Source organism: Algibacter pectinivorans, assembly GCF_900112595.1.
Lineage (GTDB): Bacteria > Bacteroidota > Bacteroidia > Flavobacteriales > Flavobacteriaceae > Algibacter_B > Algibacter_B pectinivorans.
The window spans coordinates 286,180-304,617 of record NZ_FOMI01000002.1 but is presented as its reverse complement, the minus strand read 5'-3'; the positions used below and the strand labels follow the sequence as shown (position 1 = coordinate 304,617).

The 18,438-nt window shown below is 33.5% G+C and carries 14 protein-coding genes; 11 read left to right on the top strand and 3 right to left on the bottom strand.

The window, feature by feature from the left end; genetic code table 11:
• Positions 1-40 precede the first annotated feature (40 nt).
• The gene (locus BMY96_RS04025; protein ID WP_092849407.1) at positions 41-1,195 is read left to right on the top strand and encodes a GNAT family N-acetyltransferase; all 1,155 of its coding nucleotides are present in this window, start codon (positions 41-43) and stop codon (positions 1,193-1,195) included.
• Between the two features lie 68 nt (positions 1,196-1,263).
• Positions 1,264-1,476: a hypothetical protein gene (locus BMY96_RS04020; protein WP_092849403.1), complete on the top strand. Its 213-nt coding sequence runs from the start codon at positions 1,264-1,266 to the stop codon at positions 1,474-1,476.
• A 60-nt stretch (positions 1,477-1,536) separates the two neighbouring features.
• Here the strand turns inward: BMY96_RS04020 and BMY96_RS04015 are convergent, their stop codons facing one another.
• The gene (locus tag BMY96_RS04015) at positions 1,537-2,460 is read right to left on the bottom strand and encodes an SPFH domain-containing protein (RefSeq protein WP_092849400.1); all 924 of its coding nucleotides are present in this window, start codon (positions 2,458-2,460) and stop codon (positions 1,537-1,539) included.
• Between the two features lie 77 nt (positions 2,461-2,537).
• Between BMY96_RS04015 and BMY96_RS04010 the strand changes: the two genes are divergently transcribed.
• The gene (locus BMY96_RS04010; RefSeq protein ID WP_092849397.1) at positions 2,538-3,221 is read left to right on the top strand and encodes a hypothetical protein; all 684 of its coding nucleotides are present in this window, start codon (positions 2,538-2,540) and stop codon (positions 3,219-3,221) included.
• Between the two features lie 342 nt (positions 3,222-3,563).
• Here the strand turns inward: BMY96_RS04010 and gltX are convergent, their stop codons facing one another.
• On the bottom strand, positions 3,564-5,075 hold the full coding sequence (gltX, locus tag BMY96_RS04005; protein ID WP_092849394.1) for a glutamate--tRNA ligase: 1,512 nt from the start codon (positions 5,073-5,075) through the stop codon (positions 3,564-3,566).
• A gap of 179 nt (positions 5,076-5,254) precedes the next feature.
• Between gltX and BMY96_RS04000 the strand changes: the two genes are divergently transcribed.
• From BMY96_RS04000 to BMY96_RS03980, 5 genes are all read left to right on the top strand, one after another.
• Complete coding sequence (locus tag BMY96_RS04000) at positions 5,255-8,737, top strand: DUF4175 family protein (RefSeq protein ID WP_092849391.1); 3,483 nt, start codon at positions 5,255-5,257, stop codon at positions 8,735-8,737.
• Entirely contained in the window at positions 8,730-9,146 is a 417-nt protein-coding gene (gene ybeY, locus BMY96_RS03995; RefSeq protein ID WP_092849388.1) for an rRNA maturation RNase YbeY, read from the top strand. The genes BMY96_RS04000 and ybeY overlap by 8 nt, the downstream gene beginning before the upstream one ends.
• A gap of 87 nt (positions 9,147-9,233) precedes the next feature.
• Positions 9,234-11,105 carry a tRNA uridine-5-carboxymethylaminomethyl(34) synthesis enzyme MnmG gene (mnmG, locus tag BMY96_RS03990; protein WP_092849385.1) on the top strand — a complete coding sequence of 624 codons (1,872 nt, stop codon included), beginning with the start codon at positions 9,234-9,236 and terminating at the stop codon, positions 11,103-11,105.
• 212 nt (positions 11,106-11,317) lie between these two features.
• On the top strand, positions 11,318-12,163 hold the full coding sequence (locus BMY96_RS03985; RefSeq protein WP_245750535.1) for a class I SAM-dependent methyltransferase: 846 nt from the start codon (positions 11,318-11,320) through the stop codon (positions 12,161-12,163).
• Positions 12,164-12,413: 250 nt separating this feature from the next.
• Positions 12,414-12,941 carry an OmpH/Skp family outer membrane protein gene (locus tag BMY96_RS03980; RefSeq protein WP_092849379.1) on the top strand — a complete coding sequence of 176 codons (528 nt, stop codon included), beginning with the start codon at positions 12,414-12,416 and terminating at the stop codon, positions 12,939-12,941.
• A 67-nt stretch (positions 12,942-13,008) separates the two neighbouring features.
• Here BMY96_RS03980 and BMY96_RS03975 read toward each other — a convergent pair whose 3' ends face one another.
• The gene (locus tag BMY96_RS03975) at positions 13,009-14,163 is read right to left on the bottom strand and encodes a DNA polymerase III subunit (protein ID WP_092849377.1); all 1,155 of its coding nucleotides are present in this window, start codon (positions 14,161-14,163) and stop codon (positions 13,009-13,011) included.
• Between the two features lie 304 nt (positions 14,164-14,467).
• Here BMY96_RS03975 and BMY96_RS03970 point away from each other — a divergent pair, with 304 nt between their 5' ends.
• The 3 genes from BMY96_RS03970 to BMY96_RS03960 all read left to right on the top strand — a co-directional run bounded on the left by BMY96_RS03970 (position 14,468) and on the right by BMY96_RS03960 (position 18,433).
• The gene (locus tag BMY96_RS03970) at positions 14,468-15,343 is read left to right on the top strand and encodes a hypothetical protein (protein ID WP_092849375.1); all 876 of its coding nucleotides are present in this window, start codon (positions 14,468-14,470) and stop codon (positions 15,341-15,343) included.
• 172 nt (positions 15,344-15,515) lie between these two features.
• Complete coding sequence (locus BMY96_RS03965) at positions 15,516-16,703, top strand: phosphoglycerate kinase (RefSeq protein ID WP_092849373.1); 1,188 nt, start codon at positions 15,516-15,518, stop codon at positions 16,701-16,703.
• 110 nt (positions 16,704-16,813) lie between these two features.
• The gene (locus tag BMY96_RS03960) at positions 16,814-18,433 is read left to right on the top strand and encodes a LysM peptidoglycan-binding domain-containing protein (protein WP_092849370.1); all 1,620 of its coding nucleotides are present in this window, start codon (positions 16,814-16,816) and stop codon (positions 18,431-18,433) included.
• Positions 18,434-18,438: the final 5 nt, after the last annotated feature.

Genomic DNA, 18,438 nt, shown 5'->3' with positions numbered 1-18,438 from the left:
AAGACTGAGGTAATTAACTTCGGTCTTTTTTAATTTTGGTGTGATACAGCATAAAATATATAATGGAGTAGATGTACTTCCCAAAACTTGGGATGCGCTTCCTGTTAGCGATGTTTTTTTAAAAACGGGTTTTTTAAAGGGTCTTGAAACCTCTATGCCATGTAACATTACGGGGTATTACGTTGGCGTTTTTAAGCATGATGAATTGGTAGGTATTGCTATTGTACAACGTGTGGAAATGTATGCCGATGATATTTTTAGAAAAAGCAGTTCGAACAAAATAAAAGAAGTTGGTAAGCAATTGGTTTCTAAAATTGTAAAAGGAAATGCCTTAGTTGTTGGAAACCTTTTACATACTGGGCAACATGGTATGTATTTTAATCCACTTAAAATGTCGCAAAATGAATTTTTAAATGAATTAGAACGCGCTTTAAAAGCTTTAACCCTTGAAATTAAAACTAAATTCAATAAAAAAATAAGAATAATTGTTTTTAAAGATTATTTCGAGAATGATAAAATTCATGAAGCCACTCACTTTTTTAAATCTAATAATTTATACAAAGTACAGGTGCAACCTAATATGGTTTTTAAAAGTGAAACTTGGAAAACGACTAATGAATATATTTCTGCTTTTAATAAGAAATACAAAAGGCGTTATAATACTGCTAGAAAAAAAGCAGCTGATTTAAACTACAGAGAACTTGATAGTGATTATTTAAACACGAATTCTAAAGCTATTTTTAGTTTATATGAAACGGTGTCGGATAATGCAGGTGTTAATTCGTTTAAACTTCCAGAAAACCATTTTTATCAACTAAAAGTACATTTAAAAGAGCGTTTTAAAGTTTTTGGGGTTTTTTTAAATGAAGAGTTAGTTGGTTTTTATTCGCTTATTCTTAACGATACCGTGTTAGAAACCTATTTTTTGGGTTATAATAAAACGCTTCAGCAAGCGTATCAAATGTATTTAAATATGCTGTTTAATATGGCTTTTTTCGGTATAGAAAATCAATTTAAGCGTATTGTATATGCAAGAACAGCCATGGAAATTAAAAGTTCTATTGGTGCAAAACCATACGATATGCATATCTATTTAAATCACACCAATAGCTTTATTGCCAACACGGTTTTAAAGGCTATTGTAAAGTATATGAATCCTATTCAAAAATGGGAGGAAAGGCATCCTTTTAAATAATTTAATACTTCTTTAAGAGAATAATTATTTTCTTTTCACTATATTTTCGTAAGAAAAATATAACACTTATGAAAACTGAAAATGCAAATATTCTTAGCGAAATATCAACACTTACTAGAGTTATTGAAGAGCAATATCCTGAGCTTCAAAAATATTTAGATGAAGGAAGAAGTACCTTGCCACAAGGCAATATGGAAGCCTCGATAGATAATAAATCTTTAGAAAATTATAGAGACACGCTAAAAGAGTTAATACAGAATTACGATAAAAATAAGCACTAAAAATTAAAATTTGGGTTTAGCTGAAGCACTTAACATTCAACCAAACCCAAAGGTATTAATTTATTCTTTTTTCTTTTCTCTGGCTTCTTTCATAGCCTCACCAATTTGGTTACTTGCTGCAAAACTTGCCACCATATCATTTAGCATGTTGCTTCCGGCTTGTGGCGCATTAGGTAGTAAAATTAAATTACTGTTTGTTTCTTCACCTAACGATTGTAAGGTGTCATAATGCTGCGTTACAACGATTAAAGCAGAAGCTTCTTGACTGTTTATGCCAACACGGTTTAAAACCTCTACAGACTCCTCTAAACCACGCGCAATCTCACGACGTTGGTCTGCAATACCTTGTCCTTGTAAACGTTTGCTTTCAGCCTCAGCTTTTGCTTTCTCAACTATTAAAATACGAGCGGCATCTCCTTCAAATTGTGCTGCAATTTTTTCACGTTCAGAAGCATTAATTCTATTCATAGCCTCTTTTACTTGGGCATCTGGATCGATATCGGTTACTAAAGTTTTAATAATATCAAATCCATAATCAAGCATGGCATCATTAAGTTCTGCTTTTACTGCTAATGCGATATCGTCTTTCTTAACAAAAACATCATCTAATTTCATTTTTGGAACTTCGGCACGTACTACATCAAATACATAACTTGTAATTTGATCGTGCGGATAATCTAATTTGTAAAAAGCATCATATACTTTTTGACTTAAAACACGATATTGTACCGAAACTTTTAGTCTTACAAATACGTCGTCTAAAGTTTTAGTTTCTATTATAACATCTAATTGTTGAATTTTTAAACTTAAACGACCAGCAATTTTGTCTACCAAAGGAATTTTTATTTGTAAACCCGATTGGCGTATACTTTGAAACTTTCCAAAGCGTTCTATAATGGCAGCGGTTTGTTGTTTAACTACAAAAAAGGACGAGATTAAGATAAATAGTCCAATAACTATAAAAGGAATAAATGCGAAGCTCATAATGTTTTTATTAAAATGGTTAAAAAAATAAGAATTACTAAATTAAGTTATATTTGCTCACATATCTCTAAAATAGCATGAAAAAAATACAACTGTTCCTATTAGTAGCATTCTCTATATGTTTTGTTACAAAAAGTTTTTCTCAACATGGCCAATATGATATTGTTAATGGTATTGGGTTTTTTGGTGGTATTACAAAAGTGAAGTTAGCTACAGATAATTTTATAACTAAAGAAGGCGATGGTTTTATAGGTGGTTTAAGTGCCACGGTCGATATTCCTTTTAAGTGGTACAACATGAGTTATGGCATGCAGTTTTCGGAAAGTACAGTTAGTATTTTGGGTAGGCCAACAGCTTCTAGCAGCAATAACGAGTTTGTGGATTATAAACTTTTTGCGGCGCAATTAGCGTTAATGATGCATATAAAATTAGCAGGTAGTTATGTGACCTTAGATGTTGGTCCTATGTTGCAATATAATGGTCGATTAGAATTTGAGGATACTACCCAAGAAGGTTATTTTATTAATAATTACGATAATTTATTAGCTGAAGAGATTGCTAATATCTCGCAATTTAACCTAAACGGAGCCGTTGGTATTACAGCCGGTTTTAAATTTGTAAAGCTAAGAGCCCATTATATTTACGGGGCAACTAACATACTAAAAAAACTGGAAAACGAAAATCTGGATACTGCGGGAGGCGATTCGCGTTTTAAAGGAAATATGTCTATGTTATTGTTTGGGGCTATGTTATCGTTTTAATAATTATATTGGCTTTTATTAATCGTATTTTACGAGCACCAAAAAGAGGGGTCTCGTGATGAGGGTCGCCGGATTTGGGGTTTCTGAATAAAGGTTGAAGATGTTATAAATAACAACTTATACGAAAAAGTAAACGCAGGCGGGGTAAGTTAATTCCGTTGACGTATTTAACGGAAATAAAGATCTGTTTTCAGGGTGTTTTTCACAAAGTTACCTTATTCACCATCTTCATAATAGAGTTCAACAAATAGGATAAACATGCTATTTGTTGAACTCTTTCTTCTTTATGTTTTTGATTAGTTATGGGCAATTATTAAAAGCATCAACTTGTTTCTTTTTAATTTAGAGTGTTTGTATGATTCTTTCAATCCGTTTAACAGTCTCCGCTTTACCAATCATGTACATAATATCAAACACATCTGGACCTTGTAAGGCACCAACAAGGGCTAATCGTAAAGGCATCATTACTTTACCAAAGCCAATGTCGTTGCTTGTTATCCAGCCTTTTATTTCTGTGGTAAGTGTTTCTACAGTAAAATCGGTATTAGCGTTTAAAATGGCTATTAGCTGGTTCATAATAGTATCTGTACCTTCTTTTAAAGCTTTTTTAGAGGCTTTTTCATCGTACGCTGTAGGAGCAACAAAAAAGAAATGACTTAAATCCCAAAAATCGGAAACAAAGGTTGCGCGTTCTTTTATTAAAGCGACTACCATTTCAATGTAGTTAATGTCGGTTTCTTCTAATTCAGAGTTATAATTTTTAAAAGCTTCAGCTAATTCATAATTATTTTGCTCTTGCATGTAATGGTGGTTAAACCATTTTATTTTATCCGGATCGAAACGTGCACCAGACTTGTTTACTTTTTTCAAATCGAAGGCAGCAACCAATTCTTCTAATGTAAAAATTTCTTGTTCTGTTCCAGGATTCCACCCCAAGAAAGCAAGGAAATTTACCATGGCATCGGCAAAATAACCATCCTCTTTATAACCTCTAGAAATATCGTTTGTTTTAGGGTCTGTCCATTGTAAAGGAAACACCGGGAAACCTAATTTGTCGCCATCACGCTTGCTTAATTTTCCTTTTCCTGTAGGTTTTAATATAAGCGGTAAATGAGCAAATTCTGGCGCGTCCCAACCAAATGCTTGGTATAATTGAAAGTGCAGTGCCAAACTTGGTAACCATTCTTCACCACGAATAACATGCGAAATTTCCATTAAATGGTCGTCCACAATATTGGCTAAATGGTACGTTGGCATACCATCACTTTTAAACAATACTTTATCATCTAAAATATTGGTGTCAATTTTAATATCGCCACGAATAATATCGGTTAAATGTAAGGTTTCATCTTGCGGACTTTTAAAACGAATTACGTAGTCTTCACCAGCATCTAATTTAGCGTTTACTTCTTCCGCGCTAAGCGATAAAGAATTGCTTAATTTTAATCTGTTATGCCAATTGTAAATAAAGGTTTTGCCTTTAGCTTCATGGTCTTTTCTATGAGCATCTAGTGCTTCGGCAGTATCAAAAGCATAATATGCGTTTCCAGAATTTATTAGCTCTTCAGCGTAAGCTTTATAAAGTGGTTTACGCTCGCTTTGGCGGTATGGACCAAATTTTTCGTTGGTTCCTGGACCTTCATCAAAAGGCATTTCACACCAGTTTAAGGCATCAATAATGTATTGTTCTGCGCCTTCAACATATCTGTTTTGGTCGGTATCCTCAATTCTTAAAATAAAGGTTCCGTTATGTTTTTTGGCAAATAAATAATTGAATAAAGCGGTACGAACTCCGCCTATATGTAATGGTCCTGTTGGGCTAGGTGCAAAACGCACACGAACGTTTTTGGTCATGTTTTGTAAATTTGTGGCAAAGATATGTATTAAGAAAGAAGACAGAAGCCCGAACACAGAAGTTTTTTGTTTTTTTAGCCAGAAGTCCTTTATTAACACATAATTATAAATGCCGTAAAAAATAAAATTGTAGTTTAGTAAGTTGAAACACAATAATAGACAATGTTTTACCCCAAACCATGAGTAATTTTAATACCATACAAAACAAGCTGGAAGCCTTTATTAAGCGCTATTATATTAACGAATTGCTTAAAGGTGTCATTCTGTTTTTTGCCATAGGATTACTTTATTTTTTGTTTACTCTATTTCTTGAGCATGTGTTGTGGTTAAGTACCACGGCACGAACAGTTTTGTTTTGGTTATTTATAGCTGTGGAATTTGGCTTACTTGTTAAGTTTATTTTTATTCCGTTGGCAAAATTATTTAAATTACAAAAGGGAATAGATTATCATGCGGCTTCCAAAATTATTGGCACTCATTTTCCGGAGGTAAACGATAAATTATTAAATGTGCTACAACTTAATGAGGCCGATTCCAAATCGGAATTATTATTAGCAAGCATCGAGCAAAAAGCTTCCGAACTTAAACCAGTGCCTTTTAAATTAGCCGTTAATTTTAAAAAGAATTTAGGGTATTTAAAATATGCCGCTATTCCGGTGGTTATTTTATTGCTTACTTTTTTTACGGGAAATTTTAATTGGTTTAGCGAAAGTTATAACCGAGTAGTACATTATAAAACGGCTTATGAGCCACCTGCGCCTTTTCAGTTTTTTGTAGTTAATGAAAATTTACAGGCTATTGAAAATACCGATTTTAAATTGCTTGTTAAAACGGCTGGCGATGTTACTCCAGAAAGTGCGCAAATTAGTTACAACAACGAAACTTATTTTTTACAGCAAAAAGCTATTGGAGAATTCGAGTATGTGTTTACACAACCTAGGGAAGCCATTACGTTTCAGTTAATGGCTAACGATGTTACCTCTAAACCATACACCATAGATGTGGTTGAAACACCATCGCTTTTAAGTTTTAAAATGGTTTTGGATTATCCGAGTTATACCAAAAAACAAGATGAGGTTTTAAAAAGTACAGGTAATGCTTTGGTTCCTGAAGGCACACAAATAAAATGGCTGCTACAAACAAAATCTACCGATAACGTACAGTTGTTCGCCAAAGACACTATACCGTTTGTTTCAATATCTAAAGGGGTTTTTGAGGCTTCTAAGCGTTTATATTCAAATTTTGACTACACACTTAGCACAAGTAATAAAGACTTACCTAATTACGAGAATTTAGCGTTTAATATTGATGTGGTTAAAGATGAATACCCAGAAATAGATATTAAGGTTGAAAAAGATAGTTTGGATTTGCAATCCTTGTATTTCTATGGGCAGATTAGCGACGATTATGGGTTTAGTAAATTGCAATTGGTTTATTATCCTGTAGAGAATGAAGCTAATAAACAAATGGAGGCAATTCCTGTATCTAGTTCAAATATTTCCGATTTTATTAGTGCATTCCCTAATAATTTGGAAATTTCTGAAGGTGTAGCTTATGAATTGTACTTTCAAGTCTTTGATAATGACAGGGTAAATAAATTTAAAAGCGTTAAAAGTAGCGTATTTTCATACCGCAAGCGTACCGAAGCAGAGGAAGCCGATAAGAATTTAAAGGAGCAAGGTGAAACTATTAAAGATTTAAATAAGTCCTTAACTAAGTTTGATGAACAAGAAAAGAAACTTCAAGAATTAACCAATACCCAAAAAGAAAAATCGGAGTTAAATTTTAATGATAAAAAGAAACTAGAAAACTTTTTTAAGCGTCAAAAAGAACAGGATCAAATGATGCAAAATTTTAACAAGAAGTTAAAGGATAATTTAGAGGAGTTTCAAAAAGATGAGCAAAAGGAAGATCAATTTAAAGAGGATTTAAAAGAGCGCTTAAAGGAAAACGAAGAGAAACTAAAGCAAGATGAAAAGTTACTTGATGAAATTGAAAAGCTTCACGAAAAAATAAATAATGAAGATTTAATTAAGAAACTGGATGAGCTCGCAAAACAGAATAAAACTAAAAAACGAAGTTTAGAGCAACTGTTAGAATTAACTAAACGTTTTTATGTTGAAAAGAAGTTAGAAAAACTTAATGATGATTTATTAAAGTTAGCCGAGGAGCAAGAACAGTTGTCGGAAAAATCTGAAGAGGAAAACACGAAGGAAAATCAGGACGAGTTAAACAAAAAGTTTGACGATTATAAAAAGCAACTTGAAGATTTGGAAAAAGAATCTAAAGACTTGAAGAAGCCAATTGAGATTCCTAGGGATAAATTGGATGAACAAGAAGTTGAAGATGAACAACAAAAAGCTTCGGATGCTTTAGAGGAAAAAGAAGCAGATAAAAAAGAAGAGGAACAAGAGAATAAAGACGGTTCAGAAGAAAAGAATGAGCCTTCAGAAAAGAAAGATTCAAATTCTGAAAAAGCTAAAAAAAGCCAGAAAAAGGCGGCTCAAAAAATGAAACAAATGAGCCAGCAAATGCAAAGTGCTATGCAAGGTGGTAGTGACGATCAAATTCAGGAGGATGCCGAAATGCTTCGTCAGATTCTAGACAACTTAGTATTGTTCTCTTTCGATCAAGAAGCTGTTATGGTTCAATTTAAAAGCATCGAGTCTAACAATAACAAGTTTGCGTCTTATTTAAAAAAGCAGCAAAATTTAAGAGAACATTTTGAACATGTGGATGATAGTTTGTTTGCGTTATCGCTTCGTCAGCCAAAACTATCTGAAGAAGTAAATAAAGAAATTACAGAAGTGTATTATAACATTGATAAGGCTCTGGCGTTATTGGCCGAAAACCAATTATATCAGGGTGTATCTAATCAGCAATTTGTGGTTACGGCTGCTAATAATTTGGCTAATTTTTTAAGCGATGTTTTGGATAATATGGAGGAAAGCATGAGTATGTCTGGTGGAAAAGGCGGACAAGGTGATATGCAATTACCGGATATTATTATGAGTCAGGAAGAGCTTAATAAGATGATGGAAGAAGGAATGAAGAAAGGCGAAAAAGGTTCTCCAAAGGAAGGTGATGGCAAGAAAGATGGCGAAGGGGAAAGGAAGGGTGAAAAAGAAGGTGAGAAAGAGGGCGACAAAGGTAAGGAAGGCGATAAGGGAAAAGAAGGCAAGGGTAAAGATAAAGACAAGGGTGAAGACGGTGAGCAAAATGGAGGTGATGGCGAAGGTAATGGCGAGGATGAAAACGGACTTCTTTTTGAAATTTACCAAAAGCAACAACAATTAAGGCAGGCGTTGCAGGAGCGGTTGGCTAAGGAAGGCAAAAGCGGAAACGGAGATGCCCTACTCAGAAAAATGGAGGATATAGAATTGGAATTATTAAACAAGGGTTTTACGCAGCAAACACTGCAAAAAATGATGGCTTTAAAACATCAATTATTGAAGTTAGAAAAAGCAACCTTTCAACAAGGTGAAGATAATAAACGGGAATCGGAAACTAATAAAAATAATTTCGACAACAATTCTAACAATCAAATCCCTACAGCAAAACAATATTTTCAAACTACCGAAATATTAAACCGACAAGCTTTACCTTTGCAGCAAGTTTATAAAAAGAAGGTTCAAGAATATTTCAAAAAAGAAAATGATTAATTTTAATTACGAAACGGATTTTAAATTAGAATCTGAAGCGCCAATTTTTAATTGGATTATAGATACTATTTCAGCTGAAGAATATAAGTTGGAGGAAATAAATTATGTGTTTTGTGACGATGAATATTTGCATAAATTAAATGTAGAATTTCTTGATCATGATACTTTAACGGATATTATTAGCTTTGATTACTCAGTCGGAAAAATTATACAAGGCGATATTTTTATCTCTGTAGAACGGGTGGTAGATAATGCCAAGGATTTTGGAGTTTCTTTTAATGAAGAATTAATGCGAGTTATTATTCATGGTGTGCTTCACTATTGTGGGTATAAAGATAAAACGGAAGCAGAGGCCAAGGTTATGCGGGAAAAGGAGAACCTGTATCTTGAACGATTAGCTGCTAAATAAATAATTCAGAGTATATTTGCAAACTTAATTTATGGATGTGTTCCACGTGGAACATGTTTGTTTTAATGATTATATAAAAGAGGAATCATGTTTAACGAAGTTTACGATGTTATAGTTGTTGGAGCAGGACATGCAGGAAGTGAAGCTGCTGCGTCTGCTGCTAATATGGGTAGCAAAACGCTGCTTATTACAATGAACTTACAAAACATTGCACAGATGTCTTGCAACCCTGCTATGGGCGGAATTGCCAAAGGGCAAATTGTAAGAGAGATTGATGCGCTTGGTGGTTATAGCGGAATTGTATCAGACACATCTGCTATACAATTTAAAATGCTTAACAAATCTAAGGGTCCTGCAATGTGGAGTCCAAGGGTTCAAAGTGATAGAATGCGTTTTGCTGAAGACTGGAGAATGCTTCTTGAGGGAACTCCTAATCTTGATTTTTATCAGGATATGGTTTCTGGATTGTTAGTAGAAAACCATAAAGTTGTTGGTGTAAAAACATCTTTAGGAATTACTATAAAAGCAAAGTCTGTAGTCTTAACTAATGGTACTTTTTTAAATGGCTTAATTCATATAGGCGATAAAAACTTTGGTGGTGGTAGAGCAGGTGAAAGAGCGGCTACAGGAATTACAGAACAGTTGGTTCAATTAGGTTTCGATTCTGGTAGAATGAAAACAGGAACACCGCCTCGAGTGGATGGTAGAAGTTTAGATTATTCTAAAATGGTAGAACAACCTGGTGATGCTAATCCTGAAAAATTCTCGTATTTAGATATTACAAAACCTTTAGAAAAACAGCGTTCTTGTTATATGACTTATACAAGTCTTGAGGTGCATGATTTGCTCCGTGAAGGCTTTGATAGATCGCCAATGTTTAATGGGAGGATTAAAAGTTTAGGACCGCGTTATTGTCCGTCTATTGAGGATAAGATTAATCGTTTTGCAGATAAGGATAGCCATCAGTTATTTATCGAACCCGAAGGTTGGAATACTTGCGAGGTTTATGTAAATGGGTTTTCAACTTCCTTGCCAGAAGATGTTCAGTTTAAAGCATTACGATCTGTTGTGGGTTTTGAAAACGTGAAGTTTTTTAGACCTGGTTATGCTATTGAATACGATTATTTTCCACCTACACAATTGAAGCATACTTTAGAAACTAAGTTGGTTGAAGGTTTATATTTTGCCGGTCAAATTAATGGAACTACGGGATACGAAGAAGCGGCTTCTCAAGGGTTAATGGCAGGAATAAATGCGGCTTTAAAAGTTCAAGAAAAAGACCCTTTTACTTTGAAAAGGGATGAAGCTTATATAGGTGTTTTGGTAGACGATTTAATTACAAAAGGTACTGAAGAACCATATCGTATGTTTACATCTAGAGCGGAATACAGAACGCTGTTAAGACAAGATAATGCAGATATTCGATTAACACCAAAAGGTTTCGAATTGGGATTAGCTTCCGAGAAACGTTTGAAACGTATGGAGGAGAAACACGATGCTGCCGAAAAATTTGTCAGCTTTTTTGAGAACCAAAGTGTGAAGCCAGAAGTTATAAATCCTATTTTAGAATCTAAAAATTCTGCTGTTGTTAAACAATCTGGAAAGCTTTTTAAAGTGTTCGCTAGACCTAATATTGAAATGGATGATATTAGAAAAGTAGATACTGTTGAGGCTTATATTCAAGAAAATAATTTGGATAGGGAAGTGATAGAGCAGGCTGAAATTCAAGTTAAATATGCAGGGTATATTGCTAAAGAAAAAAACAATGCAGACAAATTAACGAGGCTAGAGTATGTAAAAATACCTGAGAATTTTGATTACTCGCAAATTAAATCTATGAGTTTTGAAGCGCGAGAGAAACTTAAAAAAATTCAGCCAGCAACGGTATCGCAGGCATCAAGAATTAGTGGGGTTTCTCCCAACGATATTTCTGTGTTGTTGGTTTATATGGGGCGCTAAATTCCTGTGAAAACAGGAATCTTAATCATAATGTTTTCGTTACTGTATATTAAATAAATTATTTTTTTTAAACGTTCCACGTGGAACGTTTAAAATTTAAAGCTGTTTTTTTATTATTCAAACAGAAACAGGAACCCAGGTAAGGAGGTAAACTAAGTTCACTAAAGTTCGATTTATAATTAAAAAATACTTATTAATCCATTCGTGTATTCGTGGCTAAAGAAAATTTAAAAGTAAAAGATCACTCTGTTTCAGGAGAAGTATTTGAGCTTATTCAGAATTTAGAATATGGTTTTTTGGAAACAACTCCACAACCGTCTTCTGATAAATTATCTAATTATTATGAAAGCGAAGATTATATTTCGCATACAGATTCTAAAAGAAATCTATTCGAAAAAGCATATCATTTAGTTAGATCGTTTTCTTTAAAAAAGAAATTAAATTTAATCAATTCGTGTTCTTCCGAAGGCAAAAAACTTTTGGACATTGGATGTGGTACTGGCGATTTTTTAAAAACTGCGCAACAAAATAACTGGATCGTTTCTGGAATTGAACCAAACCAACAAGCAAGAGAAATTGCAAATAAAAAAACAAACGGATCTGTTTTTAATACAGGACAACTTTTAAAGTTCGAACCAAACAGTTTCGATGTTATTACGCTTTGGCATGTGCTGGAACATTTGCCAAATTTAGACGAGCAGATTGCTACTTTTAAAAAACTATTAAAAGCAAATGGAACCTTAATTATTGCGGTTCCAAATTATAAAAGTTTCGATGCACAATATTATAAATCGTTTTGGGCTGCTTATGATGTACCTAGGCATCTTTGGCATTTTAATAAAACATCGATTTCAAATTTAGTTTCAAAACAATCTTTTAAAGTAAATAAAATAAAACCCATGTGGTTTGATTCCTTTTATGTGAGTATGCTTTCAGAAAAATATAAAACAGGAAGCATGAATGCGGTTAAAGGTTTTTGGATTGGCTTACGTTCAAATTTAAAAGCGATAGGCTCAAAAGAAGCTTCGTCTCTAATTTATGTCATAAAAAATAGCTAAAACTTGTTTTTAGCGACTAAGCTTTATTGTGACGCATATAAACATCCAAACACTAGTCGTTTTTCTAATAAGCGCTTAAAACGCTTTATTTGACTTTAAATTTAATAGAGACTTCTTATTTTAATCTCTTTTTATCATAAAGAATCCTTATATGTTAAATTGAAAATAAATTCGCTTTAATTTAAAAGCTACTTTATTACATTTGTTCGGATATAAATTTCACCAACAATTAACTAATTAAAATAAAAAAATGAAAAACATAATTTATGTTGCCTTAGCGATGCTTGTATTTGCATCTTGTGAAAAACCAAATAAAATTGCTTTTATAGATAACGGAACGTTAATTAACGATTATCAAGAAAAGAAAGATGTAGAAGCAGCTTTTCAAGTAAAAGATGATGCTTTTAGAAAAAGAGCAGATAGTATTAGTCAAGCTTTTCAAGCAGAAGCACAAAAGGGACAAGCAGAAGCGCAACGTTTAGCGAGAACGAATAGAAAGAAAGCTGAAGAATTAATGACTGGGCTTCAACAAAAGCAACAACAATTGCAACAGCAAATGCAAATGGAGCAACAAAAGTTAACTCAGGAGTTTCAAGCGGAAATCGACTCGGTTATTGTTCATGTAAAAGACTTTGTAAAAGACTACGGAAAAACCAATGGTTACAACTATATATTAGGTACAAGTGATGCGGCAGCAACAGTAATGTATGGTGCAGAGCAAAGCGATTTAACGCAAACTATATTAGATGCTTTAAATGCACAATATAAAAAGGAATAATTTTATAACTAATTGATAAACAAATAATTAATCTCTGTTAAATCGAATTTAGCAGAGGTTTTTTTATTTAGTCGGCTTTCTTATGGAGTAAACGTGTAAGTTTAATAGATAAGTCTGTTAAAATAATTTTAGAATTTCCGTTTCGCTCAATATGGTAAATGGCATCTTGTAGTTCGTTGCTAATGTCCATAATGTTATTACCGTGTACAAACGGTGCAAAATTTTCAAGCTTAAATTTCTCGGTTTTAGGCTCAAAATACACCAAATCTGTAGCGTTATAATTCATTAATAAGGCTTGTCGAAAAAAGTCTATACAAAAGTTTAAAAACTGCTTTTGTGTTTCTCGACCTGTTCGAGCAATATCTTCACTCCAAGAAATTAAATCGTGTATGGCTGCCTTATTTCCTTTGGCCTTAAAGGCGCTACGAATCCAGAAAATAAACCAAGTTTCAAATTGAGAATCTTCGGTGTCTTGGTATACCAAATCGCAAGCTTTATTGTAATTTCCGTTAGATTGGTGCGCTATTTTTGTTGCTTCACTCGCATTAAGGTTGTATTCTTTAATTAAAGCGGTTTTAATAACGTCTTCTGCCAACGGCGGAAAATGTAAAATCTGGCAACGCGATCTAATGGTGTTTATAATTTGCTCTTCGTCTTCGGCAATAAGTAAAAATATAGTTTTATTTGGTGGCTCTTCAATCAGTTTTAAAAGCTTATTAGCACAAGCGGTATTCATTTTTTCGGCCATCCAAATAAGCATCACTTTATAGCCACCCTCGTAGGCTTTTAGGGTAAGCGATTTTACAATTTCATGCGCTTCTTCAACCCCAATTTGTCCCTGTTTGTTGTCTACACCAAGTAATTTATACCAATCAAAAAGGTTGCCATAAGGCTGCTGCTCTAAAAGCTGGCGCCACTCTTCCATGTAAAAACTAGACACCGGTTTGCTTTTCACCTTATCGCTGGTAGTAACTGGAAAAGCAAAATGCAAATCGGGATGCGAAAAGTTTTTAAACTTTAAATTACAAGCGTCGTTTCCGTTAGTGTTTTCCCCACCAGTATTCGAGCACAAAATGTACTGTGCATAAGCTAGCGCCATAGGTAAAGTGCCCGAGCCTTCGTTACCTACAAACAATTGGGCATGTGGTAATCTGCCATTATCAACACTCTGTGTGAGGTGGTTTTTTATATGATCTTGTCCTAAAATATCTTTAAAAAGCATCGAACAAATATACTTTTTGTTTTTCTAAGTTTTTGTTTCCAAATAGAAAAGATGTTGTCTTAGTTTTTAAAGGGCTATAAAACATGTTATTAATTTCTTCAAGGGTTTCAATTGAAATAGAATCTTGTAAGGTGTTGATTTATAGTTGTTAGTTGTGTTATTTGATAGGGATAAAGAATAATTTTAATGTTAAGCTTTTTGCAGCTGGTAAGATTTAACATTGGAAAACGATATTTATTTCTATTTTTGTTAACATTAAATTAACATTGGGATAACATTAAAAACATATTAATAAAAATTGATCATGAGTAAAAAAAACAAAAAAGACTTAGTTTTAGAACAAAAGACAGAGAAAGTTGTAGTAAAATCTAGTAAAAAAGCTAAATCTAAAAAGAAGAAAAAGGGCGCCAAAGCAAAGGCAGAAGCAAAAGCAAAAAAAGATAAAGCAAAAAAACTTGCTAAGATTAAAGCTGCTAAATTGAAGGCTAAGAAAAAAGCTGATAAAAAAGCGAAGTCAAAGGCTGTTAAAGCAAAGGCTAAAATTAAAAAGGAAAAAGCCCAAAAGGCCGCTAAGATTAAGGCTGCAAAACTAAAGGCTAAGAAAAAAGCAGAAGCAAAAGCAAAAAAGGATAAAGCAAAAAAACTTGCTAAGATTAAAGCTGCTAAATTGAAGGCTAAGAAAAGAGCTGATAAAAAAGCGAAGTCAAAGGCTGTTAAAGCAAAGGCTAAAATTAAAAAGGAAAAAGCCCAAAAGGCCGCTAAGATTAAGGCTGCAAAACTAAAGGCTAAGAAAAAAGCAGAAGCAAAAGCAAAAAAGGATAAAGCAAAAAAACTTGCTAAGATTAAAGCTGCTAAATTGAAGGTTAAGAAAAAAGCTGATAAAAAAGCGAAGTCAAAGGATGTTAAAGCAAAGGCTAAAATTAAAAAGGAGAAAGCCCAAAAGGCTGGAAAACTAGAGGCTAATAAAAAACCAAAAGTTAAAACAACAAAAGGGAAATCCAAGGTAGAATTAAAGACTAAGAAGAAAAAAAGCACTAAAGTCAAGGCTAAAAAAAACAAGTCAACTAAGCAGGTTAAAGTTAAAAAGGCGGTAACACCAAAAACCGAAAAGAAAACATTAAAAGTAGTTAAACCTAAGGTTGTTAAAAAGACTAAAACAAAGCTTAAAGAAGCTTCTTAGAATAAATTGGTTAAATAACTAATGATTAAAACGGGACGAATCTGTCTTGTATTCGCACCGTTTTTATTTTAATTTATAAGCTACATCGTTTTCGTGAAAAAAGTCATTTTTTATCGCTTTTTAATTAGTTACATTTGTGTTTCAAATAGTTAAAAAATAAATATATATATACATGAAAACGCTTAACGATTTTAATTTCGAAAACAAAAAAGCTTTAATCCGTGTGGATTTTAACGTGCCATTAAACGAAAAGTTTGAGGTAACCGATGCAACTAGAATTGTATCTGCAAAACCTACAATTATTAAAATTTTAGAAGATGGCGGAAGCTGTATTTTAATGTCGCATTTAGGGCGTCCAAAAGGATTTCAAGACGAGTTCTCATTAAAACATATTGCGGCTAAAGTATCGGATATTTTGGGGGTTGAAGTTAAGTTTGTTACAGATTGTATAGGATCTAAAGCCGAAGAAGCAGCTGCAAATTTACAACCAGGAGAAGTTTTATTACTAGAAAACTTACGTTTTTACAAAGAAGAAACTGCTGGAGATAAAGACTTTGCTGAAAAATTATCTAAACTAGGAGATGTTTACGTAAATGATGCTTTTGGTACTGCTCATAGAGCGCATGCTTCTACAACAATTGTAGCTCAATTTTTTGAAGGTAAAAAATGTTTTGGTAGTTTGTTAGCTCAAGAAATTGAAAGTATTAATAAAGTAATGGAAACAGGAGAAAAGCCTGTTTTAGCTATTTTGGGTGGTGCAAAAGTATCTTCTAAAATCACCATTATAGAAAACATTCTTGATAAAGTAGATCACCTAATTATTGGTGGTGGTATGGCATTTACGTTTGTTAAAGCACAAGGTGGAAAAATTGGTAATTCTATTTGTGAGGATGATAAAATGGGATTAGCTCTAGAGATTTTACAACACGCCAAAGACAAAAATGTTCAAGTTCATATTCCTATTGATACTATAGCTGCCGACGATTTTAGTAACGACGCTAATACACAAATTGTTGATATTAACGCCATTCCTGATGGTTGGGAAGGTGTAGATGCTGGACCAAAATCTAGAGCACAATTTCACGATGTGGTTATGCAATGTAAAACCATCCTTTGGAATGGACCATTAGGTGTTTTTGAAATGGAAAATTTTGCTCAAGGTACAATCGAATTAGGAAACTCGATTGCCGAAGCTACTAAAAACGGAGCGTTTTCACTTGTTGGTGGAGGAGACTCGGTTGCTGCAGTTAAGCAATTTGGTTTCGAAAACAAAGTGAGTTACGTAAGTACTGGTGGTGGCGCTATGCTAGAAAGCTTAGAAGGAAAAACACTTCCTGGAATTGCTGCTATATTAGAATAAAAATAATAGGCCTGCAACAGTTTTAAAGCTTTACAGGTCTTAATATATTTTGTTCTTAGTAAAATAAATACGATTTTAGCCATAACATCATTCATTAATGAATAGATTTTATGGCTTTTCGATTTTTTGTAGTACTATATATTTTAAGTTTACCATCTTGTTTTTCGCAAACGCAAGACACGATTTCTATTCAAAATACTAAGGTTAAAGATACTTTAGTTGTTCAAAATACTGTTATTCCAGACACCATTTCTGGGCCTACGGTAGTTCTTAAAAGTGCTGTTGTAGAAGATAATACTTATACTCAAAAAACTATTGAAGCTACTGTAGATAGTACATCTATAGCAAATTTAAAAGACAATGAAGAAGTTTTAAAGTTAGACCAAGCTTGGTTTGATGAGTTGTATAGCAATCGCTTATTCGACACTATTTATAAAACCGTTACAGAGCTCGATTACAAACCCGTTGATTATCCAGAACTACATACCGATACGCTTAAGGCACGCTTAAAAGAGCTAGATGCCAGAACACCTTTTAATGTAGAGTACAATCCATCTCTAGAAAATGTAATAAAATCGTATTTAAAACACAGGCGTAACTCTATACAAAACCTATTAACCTTAAGTGCCTTTTATTTTCCTATGTTCGAAGGTGAGCTAGATAAGCATAACATTCCTTTAGAAATTAAATATTTAGCGATAGTAGAATCGGCATTAAAACCTAGAGCAAGATCTAGAGTTGGGGCTACAGGTTTATGGCAATTTATGTACGGAACCGGTAAGGAGTATGGGCTGGATGTAAGTAGTTATGTTGATGAGCGTAGCGACCCTATAAAATCGACCGAAGCTGCTGCAAAATATTTATCGAGATTATATAAAATTTTTGGCGATTGGGATTTAGCGCTTGCGGCCTATAATTCTGGTCCGGGTAATGTTGGTAAAGCCATTCGTCGTTCTGGAGGTTACCGAAATTATTGGAATATACGCCATAATTTACCAAGGGAAACCGCTGGATATTTGCCTGCCTTTTTAGCCAATATGTATATTTTTGAATATGCTAAAGAGCATGGTTTTAAAAATTATAAACCTGAATTTGCTTATTTTGAAACCGATACCGTTTTAGTAAAGCAGCAAATAACACTCGATCAGGTTTCGGAAGCTGTTGGAACGCCAATTGAGCAACTACAGTTTTTAAATCCATCGTATAAGTTAGATATTATCCCATTTATAAAGGATGAAAATTATGTGTTGAGATTGCCACGAAGTGTGGTAGGTACTTTCGTTAATAACGAAGAAAGAATATATGCTTATGCCAAGGCAGAATTGGATAAACGCGAAAAGCAGATGCCTCAGTTTATTGAATCACAAAAAAACACCATCTACCGTGTAAAATCTGGAGATTATTTGGGTAAAATTTCAAGAATGTATGGCGTAAGGGTTAGCGAAATAAAAAGATGGAATGGCTTACGAAGCAATAACTTAAAAATAGGACAACGATTAACCATTTTTCCTCGTACATCTCATGTAAACGCGACGTCTTCCGCGAAAGCGACAGTAAAACCTGTACCCATAAAAGGCGATTTTATAAACTATATGGTTAAGGATGGCGACTCGTTATGGAGCATTTCTCAAAAATTTTCTGGTGTTTCTGTTCAAAATATTAAAGATTGGAACGGTATTAGTGGTACTAAATTAAAACCAGGAATGATTCTTAAAATTGCAAAGAGTTAAACCCT

Bases quoted from the DNA above. Each gene is read 5' to 3' on its own strand.
- BMY96_RS04020 (WP_092849403.1), top strand. From the start codon at position 1,264: ATGAAAACTGAAAATGCAAATATTCTTAGCGAAATATCAACACTTACT.
- BMY96_RS04015 (WP_092849400.1), bottom strand. From the start codon at position 2,460: ATGAGCTTCGCATTTATTCCTTTTATAGTTATTGGACTATTTATCTTA.
- BMY96_RS04010 (WP_092849397.1), top strand. From the start codon at position 2,538: ATGAAAAAAATACAACTGTTCCTATTAGTAGCATTCTCTATATGTTTT.
- gltX (WP_092849394.1), bottom strand. From the start codon at position 5,075: ATGACCAAAAACGTTCGTGTGCGTTTTGCACCTAGCCCAACAGGACCA.
- BMY96_RS04000 (WP_092849391.1), top strand. From the start codon at position 5,255: ATGAGTAATTTTAATACCATACAAAACAAGCTGGAAGCCTTTATTAAG.
- ybeY (WP_092849388.1), top strand. From the start codon at position 8,730: ATGATTAATTTTAATTACGAAACGGATTTTAAATTAGAATCTGAAGCG.
- mnmG (WP_092849385.1), top strand. From the start codon at position 9,234: ATGTTTAACGAAGTTTACGATGTTATAGTTGTTGGAGCAGGACATGCA.
- BMY96_RS03980 (WP_092849379.1), top strand. From the start codon at position 12,414: ATGAAAAACATAATTTATGTTGCCTTAGCGATGCTTGTATTTGCATCT.
- BMY96_RS03975 (WP_092849377.1), bottom strand. From the start codon at position 14,163: ATGCTTTTTAAAGATATTTTAGGACAAGATCATATAAAAAACCACCTC.
- BMY96_RS03970 (WP_092849375.1), top strand. From the start codon at position 14,468: ATGAGTAAAAAAAACAAAAAAGACTTAGTTTTAGAACAAAAGACAGAG.
- BMY96_RS03965 (WP_092849373.1), top strand. From the start codon at position 15,516: ATGAAAACGCTTAACGATTTTAATTTCGAAAACAAAAAAGCTTTAATC.
- BMY96_RS03960 (WP_092849370.1), top strand. From the start codon at position 16,814: ATGGCTTTTCGATTTTTTGTAGTACTATATATTTTAAGTTTACCATCT.